This is a genomic window from Ruegeria sp. E8 (genome assembly GCF_056533985.1).
In genome coordinates, this window is the sequence record NZ_JBQFOY010000019.1 from 84,191 (window position 1) to 93,094 (window position 8,904).

The following is an 8,904-nucleotide window of genomic DNA, read 5'->3' on the forward strand; positions in this document are numbered from 1 at the left end:
TTTCCCCGAACCCGCCGCGACCATTGGCGCGACAAGGCATTACCGGTTTATGCCACCTTTGCATCTTCCGAAGCAACGGTTTTAAAACCCGAAAGTGGTAAATGAACCGTTGATCTTCCTGTTTTCATTTTCAATCCCACGTCTCGCTGGTCATCAGATTCATCTGTTGCAACTGCGCCCAACCGGTGTATCGCACCGATTGTGAGGTCCACATGTCCGGCTGGTTAATGATGCCATCGTAGTATGGCCCGAATTGGTCCGGATCATGAAAATGCTGGCGCCGCTGCTTTTCGCATTTGGATTTCTCAACAACGTCCGGCAGGAATTTCGTGTGCAGCAACACTCCGGACGGGGTTTCGCCGCCCGGCCCGTCATAGGCAGTGTTCAGATGGCGTGGCAGGGCGGAATGGCATGAGTTCACATACGCATAGCGCCGCGACCAGCGCATCAGCGGGATCTTGTTCAGCGTGGGTGATCTCTGCCGTGTCTGCGCAAAAAACATCCGTTCCCGCGCCCCCCCCTGCACCCACAGATTTCCCATCGGGCTTTGCCGTTGCGAGCGATAGGGCCCGGCGTCAAACCAACCCAGCAGGTCGGTCGGATCGGTTTCGGGGTCATAAGCGGCAATGCCCAAAGGGCCTTTGGGATACAGGTCCAGCATCATCGCCCCAAACCCGACCCGCCCCTGTCGATCCAGCCAAGCCGTCAGGTCATGCAGAGATCGCGTGTCGCAATGGGCATAGATCAAAAGCTCATCCGCATCGGCCATCAGGCACCAGTGGCGATGGCCATAGCGCATCTGCAACCAGGTCAGCCAATCCAGACCAAAGCGCGACCCGCGATAGCTGGAATGGGTTTTCCACAAAGAGACGTCCGGTTGATCCTGAAGATACTCGGCCGATCCGTCGTCGCTGCCGTTGTCGACGACCAGAAAATGGTCGACCCCCAACCCCCGATAGTGACGAAGAAACCAGGGCAGGCGGATGATCTCATTGCGTAAGGTCGTAAAGGCCAGGATGTCGCCGCGCTGAATCCGGTCTGTCTGATCCTTCAGGGGTGTCAGTTGATGTCGGCTGCGTAGCGACCGCCAAAGCAGCCCTCGGCGTTTCCAGCGTAACCGGTACTTCTGTGCCCATCCGATCCGGGGAAGTGTCAAAGCTGCGCTGGACGTCACCGGGCCCTCATTTCTCGTAGTGGCCGTTCTGATGCCAGCGCCAGGCATCTGCGATCATCGTCTCTAACGTTGATCTTTTTGGCTTCCATCCCAGTTCAGTTTCGGCCCGCACAGAGCCAGAGACCAGCTTGGTGCAATCCCCCGCACGGCGAGGTCCTATAGAATAGGGAACCGGGCGGTTGGTGACGGATTTGGATTGTTCGATCACCTCAAGCACGGAAAAGCCGGACCCGGTGCCCAGATTGAAGACACGGCTGTCTTTGCCCTGTTCCAGCCAATCCAGCCCCAGAACATGGGCATCCACCAGGTCGCAGACATGCACATAGTCGCGGATGCAGGTGCCGTCGGGTGTGTCGTAATCGGTGCCAAAAACGGTCAAGCCATCGCGCTTGCCGTCGATCGCATCCAGCATCAGCGGGATCAGGTGGGTTTCGGGCCGGTGAAACTCACCGACCTCCCCTTCAGGATCAGCCCCGGCGACGTTGAAATAACGGAAAATGACATGGCGCAGACCATGAGCCGCCTCGAAATCCTTGAGGATATCCTCAATTGCGCGTTTCGATGCGCCATAAGCGTTCAGGGGATATTGCGCTGTGGATTCATCCAGAACCACATTGTCATGCTCGCCATATGTGGCGCATGTGGATGAGAACACGAATTCCAGACACCCGGCGGCAACGGCAGCTTCGATCAGCGTCAGCGAACCCGTAACATTGTTCGACCAGTACAACCCGGGCTCGCGCATCGCGTCGCCCACCTGACTGAGCGCCGCAAAATGCATCACCGCAGCCGGTTGATGCTTTGCGAATACCGCGTCCAGCCGTTCCCGATCCAACAGGTCGCCCTGTTCGAAGGGTCCGTATTTCACCGCATCCTGCCAACCGGTCACCAGATTATCGTAGGTCACAGGAACATACCCTGCCTGCGCAAGCGCCTTGCAGGCATGTGACCCGATATATCCGGCACCACCGGTGACAAGAACTGTCTTCATGACCTATCCACTGAAACTGGTTGCAACGCAGCTACGCCCAGGGCGCTGTCAAAGTCATGGGGAAAAGAGATCACTCAAGCCCCATAGCTGCCATCATTTCTTCGATCTTGGGCACGTCCTGCGGGTTGTTCAGCTCCCAGAACTGGCGGCCCTTGGCTTCGACCTCGACGCACAAGACCTTTCGCCCGTTTTCCATGAACCTGAGTTGTTCCAGGCCTTCCAACTGTTCCAGCGGGCCGGTTGGCCAACCCGGATAAGCTGCCAACGCGTCGGGTCTATACGCATAAACGCCGACATGGTGAAACACCGGGGTCGGCTCGTCGCCCGCATAGGCCTGAGAGGTGAAGGGAACGACCTCTTTCGAAAAATACATCGCGCTGTGGTCAGCAGCGAAAACGGCCGTGGTGCCGCCAACGCGGTCATGTTTGCGGTCGTTCAGCAAACTGTTCAGCGCGTCGCCATCGCAACGCAGTACAGGGGTGGCAACGCCAGCCTCGGGGGCCGCGCGCAGGCCCGCGATCAGGTCTTCGACAAACCAATGTGGAGTCAACGGGGCATCACCCTGCAAGTTGACCACAATGTCATATCCGTTGCCCAGAACCTCATGTGCTTCGGCACAGCGTTCGGTGCCATTCTGGCAATTCTCCGACGTCATTACGACCTCGGCCCCAAACGCCTCGGATACCTCGCGAATGCGATCATCATCGGTGGCGACAACAACCCGGTCGACCCCCGAAACGGACTTGGCCGCCCGCCAGGACCGTTCGATCAATGTCATCGCAGCGCCAGTCGCACCGGTCAGCGGCACCAAGGGCTTGCCCGGATACCGGGTCGAGGCATAGCGGGCGGGGATGGCGATCAGAACAGACATCAGGCTTCCTTCAGTTCAACACCCGGAGCGTAAGCGATAAAAAACGGGTTTGCATAGCCGTCCTTGCCATAAGCCAGCGATGAATGATCGTCAAAACGCACCACCTTGCCGCCGGCCCCGGTCAGAACTGCGTGGCCTGCCGCCGTATCCCACTCCATGGTGCGACCGACACGGGGATAGATATCCGCCTCACCCGTGGCAACCAGACAGAACTTGAGCGAGGACCCCGCGCTTTTGCTGTCTTTCACCTGATATTTGTTGATGTAATCCTCGGTGGCCTGGTCCCGGTGTGATTTCGAAGCCACGACCAAAAGCGCTGAATTGTCCGGCTCAGAGACTGATATCGCCGTCAATGCACCGGGTGTTTCCTTGTCGAAAGCGCCCGTTTCCTCAACCGATTGACCGTCCGCCTGCGTGTAAAACATACGCCCCCGTGCCGGGGCATAGACGACGCCTCGGGTCGGCACTCCGTTTTCGACTAGCGCGATGTTGACGGTGAAATCACCGCGGCGGTTGATGAATTCCTTGGTGCCGTCCAACGGGTCAACAATCAGAAAAGTATCACCTTTTTCCAGATGCGACGCAGCTTGTTCCTCGGTGACCAGCAAGATATCCGGGAATGCCGCACGCAACCCTGCCGAAATCAATGCGTCGGCGGCTTCGTCCGCTTCGGTCACGGGGCTGGAATCGGATTTGACTTTGACGTCGAAATCATCCGCCTCGTAGATACCCATGATCTTGTCACCTGCCTCCAGGGCCAGCCGCCGGATGACTGGAATTAGTGCGTCGTAGGTCACAAAAATGCTCCGTTCCTGTGGTTTGTTGATCCAAACTCGCGCTCGACTTATGATGTGGCGGTTACGGAACGGCAAGATATTCATGCCAGTTTAGAGGCAACGACTTAGAAAAGACCCTTCGAATGTTCTATTTCAAGCGCAATCAAACGCTGCTGGGCGGCGCCTTTACGACGGCTGAACTGGTGTTCCACGCCGCCGTGCGAAAAGTGCGTTCGCAACATCCGAATGCGGTGGTTGCCATCCTGATAAACATCTTGCAACTGGCGGTCATGGGGCTGACGTTTTACCTGCTGATGACGTTGATGGGGCGGGGTGGTATCCCCAAGATCAGGGGCGAATTTCTGCTATATGTCCTGTCCGGCGTGTTCCCCTTCATGCTGCACATCCAGTCGATTGGCGCGATGTCTGCGGTGGGTTCGGCCAACAATCCGATGATGCTGCATTCACCGATGAATGTGATGGTTACGATCCTCTCTTCGGCGCTCAGCATTCTTTACAAGCAATTGCTGGCCATGTTTATCATCCTGTTCGTCTACAGCGTTGCTGTCGCGCCGCTTGAGATTCAGGATCCCGGCGGTGCTTTTGCAATGCTGATGCTGGCATGGTTCACCGGATGTGCTGTGGGTTTGGTGTTTATGGCACTGAAACCGTGGTTTCCCACAACGGTTGGGATGGTCACCAATGTCTATCGTCGTCTGAACATGGTGTTTTCCGGTAAGATGTTCGTTGCAAACACGCTGGGTGGCGGGTTGCTGATGATGTTCGCCTGGAACCCGTTGTTTCACATAATAGACCAGTGTCGCGGCTTTGTTTTCCGCAACTACTTTCCGCGAAATACAAGTTGGGAATATGCGCTTTGGGTCGGCATCGCCCTGCTGATGATCGGCCTGATGGGTGAGTTTTTCACTCGCCAGCACGTCTCGCAAAGCTGGAATGCCCGCCGTTAACGCGCGACCCGCAAGGTCAGGTTGATCCGCCCACCTTTGGGCAACAACCGGGATGACCCAAATCTGATCCGATCGATCCCGTGATAGGCCAGCCGCGCGGGCCCGCCCATAATCACGACGTCGCCGGACCCAAGCCAGATCGACTCGGTCTTGCCGCCGCGCGTCGTGTTGCCGATCCGAAACAGGGCGTCATCGCCCAGAGACACCGACAGAACCGGCCAGGAAAAATCTGCCTCGTCCTTATCCTGATGCAGACCCATTTTGGCGCCTTCGCCATAGTAGTTGATCAAACAGCAATCCGGTGCCCGCTCGGCGCTGACCAGTTCCCGCCAGATATTTAGTATGACAGGCGGGATGCCGGGCCAGTGCCCGCCTTTGGGATGCTCGTCCTGATAGCGGTAGCCCGCTTTGTCGGTCACCCACCCCAGATCCCCGGCCGAAGTCATCCGCACCGACATCTCTTTGCCCGAAGGCGTGACAGGCCTGTATAAAGGCGCGGCTTTCAGAATCGGTCGCAAAGCTGCGATCACCTGTGTCTGGGCAGCAGGATCGAGATAGCCTTTTCTGATTTCGAACCCTCGCAAAATCAGCCGCGTCATTCCGGAAACCTCAATCCTTTCCAATTCCTTGCCAAAAAAGGCCTCAGATTCCCGAAAACCTGCGTTTTACGGTGCTTGCAGGCCTCTGGTCTCGCCCTTATATACGCCGGGACGCGCGATGGTAGTGCTGTCGCGCACATCAGATCGGGGGCGGGATGCCGTAACGGGTCCGGTCCTCGGGACATCGCCTTGAAGAGAAAGGGATTGCAAAAATGGGAAAAGTAATCGGGATTGACCTCGGCACCACAAACTCGTGCGTTGCCATCATGGACGGCTCGCAGCCGAAGGTCATCGAAAACGCAGAAGGGGCGCGGACCACGCCCTCGATCGTCGCCTTCACCGAAGATGAGCGACTGGTCGGTCAGCCTGCAAAGCGTCAGGCGGTCACCAACCCCGACAACACGATTTTCGGCGTCAAGCGTCTGATCGGTCGTCGTGTGGATGATGCCGAAGTCGAAAAAGACAAGAAAATGGTGCCGTATGCCATCGTAAATGGCGGCAACGGCGACGCGTGGGTCGAAGCCCGCGGTGAAAAGTACTCCCCAAGCCAGATCTCGGCCTTCACTCTGGGCAAGATGAAGGAAACCGCCGAGAGCTATCTGGGTGAGGAAGTCACGCAGGCGGTTATCACCGTTCCGGCATACTTCAACGACGCACAGCGTCAGGCCACCAAAGACGCCGGTAAAATCGCCGGTCTGGAAGTGTTGCGGATCATCAACGAGCCGACAGCCGCCGCTCTGGCCTATGGTCTGGACAAGGAAGAAACCCAAACCATCGCGGTCTATGACCTTGGTGGCGGTACCTTCGACGTGACCATTCTGGAAATCGACGACGGCCTGTTCGAGGTCAAATCGACCAACGGTGACACCTTCCTGGGTGGTGAAGACTTTGACATGCGCATCGTCAACTACCTGGCGGACGAGTTCAAAAAGGAACACGGCGTCGACCTGTCTGCCGACAAGATGGCCCTGCAGCGTCTGAAAGAAGCCGCTGAAAAAGCCAAGATCGAGCTGTCCTCGACTTCGCAGACCGAGATTAACCAGCCGTTCATCTCGATGGGCTCGAACGGTCAGCCGCTGCACATGGTCATGAAACTGACCCGTGCCAAGCTGGAATCGCTGGTATCGGACCTGATCAAGAAGTCGATGAAGCCTTGTGCGGCTGCTCTGAAAGACGCCGGCCTGTCGGCTGCTGACGTGGACGAAGTTGTTCTGGTCGGTGGTATGACCCGGATGCCGAAAGTGATCGAAGAGGTCACCAAATTCTTCGGTAAAGAGCCGCACAAAGGTGTGAACCCGGACGAAGTGGTTGCTATGGGCGCTGCCATTCAGGCCGGTGTTCTGCAAGGCGACGTCAAAGACGTGGTTCTGCTGGACGTGACCCCGCTGTCGCTGGGCATCGAGACGCTGGGTGGCGTGTTCACCCGCCTGATCGACCGCAACACCACGATCCCGACCAAGAAGTCTCAGGTTTTCTCGACCGCCGAGGACAACCAGAACGCCGTGACCATCCGCGTGTTCCAGGGTGAGCGTGAAATGGCTGCGGACAACAAGATCCTGGGTCAGTTCAACCTCGAAGATATCCCGCCCGCACCGCGTGGTATGCCTCAGATCGAAGTGACTTTTGACATCGACGCCAACGGTATTGTCTCGGTTTCGGCCAAGGACAAAGGCACCGGCAAAGAGCAGAAGATCACTATCCAGGCATCTGGCGGTCTGTCCGACGAGGACATCGAAAAGATGGTCAAGGACGCCGAAGAGAACGCCGAAGCCGACAAGGAGCGCCGCGAATTGGTCGACGCCAAGAACCAGGCGGAAAGCCTCATCCATTCGACCGAAAAGTCGATGGAAGAGCATGCCGACAAGGTCGACCCGACCACCATCGAAGCCATTGAACTGGCGATTGCCGCGCTGAAGGACGAACTGGAAACCGAGAACGCCGACAAGATCAAGTCGGGTATCCAGAACGTGACCGAAGCCGCCATGAAGCTGGGCGAAGCCATCTATAAGGCGCAGGCCGAAGAAGGCGAAGATGAGCCTGCCGCGGCGGATGCAGCACCGGGTGACGATGACATTGTCGACGCCGAGTTCGAAGATCTGGACGACGACAAGCGTAACTAACGGGTAACCGGGCCAATTCGGGCCGGTCCGGTTGCCGGGCCGGCCCGATTACGTTGAGGCAGAAGGAAAAACTGATGTCAAAACGCGACTACTACGATGTGCTCGGCGTTTCCAAGGGCGCATCATCGGACGAGATCAAGAAGGGTTTTCGCAAGAAAGCCAAAGAGTTGCATCCCGACCGCAACAAGGACAACCCGGATGCCGAGGCGCAGTTCAAGGAAGCGAACGAAGCCTACGACGTTTTGAAGGACGCCGAGCGTAAGGCCGCCTATGACCGCTTTGGCCACGCTGCCTTTGAAAACGGCATGGGCGGTGGTGGCCGTCCCGGTGGCGGTTTCGGTCAGGGTGATTTCTCCAGCGCGTTCTCGGATGTGTTCGACGATCTGTTCGGCGATTTCATGGGTGGCCAGCGTGGCGGCGGTGGCCGTCGCGCCGCGCGCGGTTCCGACCTGCGCTACAACCTGCGTGTATCTCTGGAAGACGCGTTTTCCGGCCTTCAGAAAACCATCAATGTGCCCGCCGCCGTGGCCTGTTCGGCCTGTGACGGTTCCGGCGCCGAAGGCGGCGTCGAGCCGACAACCTGCCCGACCTGTTCCGGCATGGGCAAAGTTCGGGCTCAGCAAGGCTTCTTCACCGTTGAGCGGACGTGCCCGACCTGTTCGGGCCTGGGCCAGATCATCAAGAACCCCTGCAAATCCTGCCAGGGCGCAGGCCGCGTGGAAAAAGAACGCGCCCTGTCCGTCAACATCCCTGCTGGTGTCGAAACCGGCACCCGCATCCGTCTCGCGGGCGAGGGTGAGGCCGGAATGCGCGGCGGCCCTCCGGGTGATCTCTATATCTTCGTCGAGGTGTCCGATCACAAACTGTTCGAACGCGACAGCGTGAACCTCTATTGCCGCGTGCCGGTCAGTATGGCCAAGGCGGCGCTGGGTGGGTCTATCGAGGTCCCGACCATCGATGGGGGTCGCGGACGCGTTCAGATTCCGGCAGGCAGCCAGTCGGGCCGCCAAATGCGCCTGCGCGGCAAAGGTATGCCCGCCCTGCGGGGCGGTAGCGTTGGCGACATGTTCATTGAACTGGCCGTTGAAACGCCGGTCAATCTGACAAGTCGGCAAAAGGAACTGCTGCGCGAATTTGACGATCTGGGTGAAGATAATCACCCGGAGTCAAAAAGCTTTTTCTCTTCCGTCAAATCTTTCTGGGACGGTATGAAAGGCTGAACGACCGGGAACGGGGGCTCTGCCCCCGCCGCCCTTCGGGCGACTCCCCCAGGATAATTTCAGCCAGATGAAGCAAGGGATCCTGTATTCATCTGGCCCTAAATATCCCGGAGCGCGAGGCAGAGCCTCGCAAACTCCCTCATCTTCCACCTGCGACTTGGCCGTTTTTATGCGGTCTGGCTGGC

The 8,904-nt window shown here is 58.0% G+C and carries 8 protein-coding genes; 3 read left to right on the plus strand and 5 right to left on the minus strand.

The genetic code is table 11. The annotated features are described in order from the left end of the window. Window positions 1–130 precede the first annotated feature (130 nt). The 4 genes from ACR0LF_RS19495 to cysQ all read right to left on the minus strand — a co-directional run bounded on the left by ACR0LF_RS19495 (window position 131) and on the right by cysQ (window position 3,833). Window positions 131–1,174 carry a glycosyltransferase family 2 protein gene (locus ACR0LF_RS19495; protein ID WP_480577511.1) on the minus strand — a complete coding sequence of 348 codons (1,044 nt, stop codon included), beginning with the start codon at window positions 1,172–1,174 and terminating at the stop codon, window positions 131–133. A 7-nt stretch (window positions 1,175–1,181) separates the two neighbouring features. After that, window positions 1,182–2,165: a UDP-glucose 4-epimerase GalE gene (gene galE / locus ACR0LF_RS19500; protein WP_480577514.1), complete on the minus strand. Its 984-nt coding sequence runs from the start codon at window positions 2,163–2,165 to the stop codon at window positions 1,182–1,184. Between the two features lie 70 nt (window positions 2,166–2,235). Further along, complete coding sequence (locus ACR0LF_RS19505) at window positions 2,236–3,036, minus strand: 3-deoxy-manno-octulosonate cytidylyltransferase family protein (RefSeq protein ID WP_480577517.1); 801 nt, start codon at window positions 3,034–3,036, stop codon at window positions 2,236–2,238. After that, a complete protein-coding gene (gene cysQ, locus ACR0LF_RS19510; protein ID WP_480577520.1) occupies window positions 3,036–3,833 on the minus strand; it encodes a 3'(2'),5'-bisphosphate nucleotidase CysQ in 798 nt (265 codons plus the stop codon). Before cysQ ends, ACR0LF_RS19505 begins: the two co-directional genes overlap by 1 nt. Window positions 3,834–3,955: 122 nt before the next feature. Between cysQ and ACR0LF_RS19515 the strand changes: the two genes are divergently transcribed. Continuing rightward, window positions 3,956–4,780, plus strand: a complete 825-nt coding sequence (locus ACR0LF_RS19515) for an ABC transporter permease (protein WP_480577523.1) — start codon at window positions 3,956–3,958, stop codon at window positions 4,778–4,780. On the opposite strand, the gene ACR0LF_RS19520 is transcribed toward ACR0LF_RS19515, so the two are convergent. Then, on the minus strand, window positions 4,777–5,379 hold the full coding sequence (locus ACR0LF_RS19520) for an alpha-ketoglutarate-dependent dioxygenase AlkB family protein (protein ID WP_480577526.1): 603 nt from the start codon (window positions 5,377–5,379) through the stop codon (window positions 4,777–4,779). The genes ACR0LF_RS19515 and ACR0LF_RS19520 overlap by 4 nt on opposite strands. 212 nt (window positions 5,380–5,591) lie before the next feature. On the opposite strand from ACR0LF_RS19520, the gene dnaK reads away from it, so the two are divergent. After that, window positions 5,592–7,499 carry a molecular chaperone DnaK gene (gene dnaK, locus ACR0LF_RS19525; RefSeq protein ID WP_480577529.1) on the plus strand — a complete coding sequence of 636 codons (1,908 nt, stop codon included), beginning with the start codon at window positions 5,592–5,594 and terminating at the stop codon, window positions 7,497–7,499. 74 nt (window positions 7,500–7,573) lie between these two features. Then, window positions 7,574–8,719: a molecular chaperone DnaJ gene (gene dnaJ / locus ACR0LF_RS19530; protein WP_480577532.1), complete on the plus strand. Its 1,146-nt coding sequence runs from the start codon at window positions 7,574–7,576 to the stop codon at window positions 8,717–8,719. The last annotated feature ends 185 nt before the right edge of the window (window positions 8,720–8,904 follow it).

Bases quoted from the DNA above. Each gene is read 5' to 3' on its own strand.
- dnaK (WP_480577529.1), top strand. From the start codon at position 5,592: ATGGGAAAAGTAATCGGGATTGACCTCGGCACCACAAACTCGTGCGTT.
- ACR0LF_RS19505 (WP_480577517.1), bottom strand. From the start codon at position 3,036: ATGTCTGTTCTGATCGCCATCCCCGCCCGCTATGCCTCGACCCGGTAT.
- ACR0LF_RS19515 (WP_480577523.1), top strand. From the start codon at position 3,956: ATGTTCTATTTCAAGCGCAATCAAACGCTGCTGGGCGGCGCCTTTACG.
- dnaJ (WP_480577532.1), top strand. From the start codon at position 7,574: ATGTCAAAACGCGACTACTACGATGTGCTCGGCGTTTCCAAGGGCGCA.
- ACR0LF_RS19520 (WP_480577526.1), bottom strand. From the start codon at position 5,379: ATGACGCGGCTGATTTTGCGAGGGTTCGAAATCAGAAAAGGCTATCTC.
- galE (WP_480577514.1), bottom strand. From the start codon at position 2,165: ATGAAGACAGTTCTTGTCACCGGTGGTGCCGGATATATCGGGTCACAT.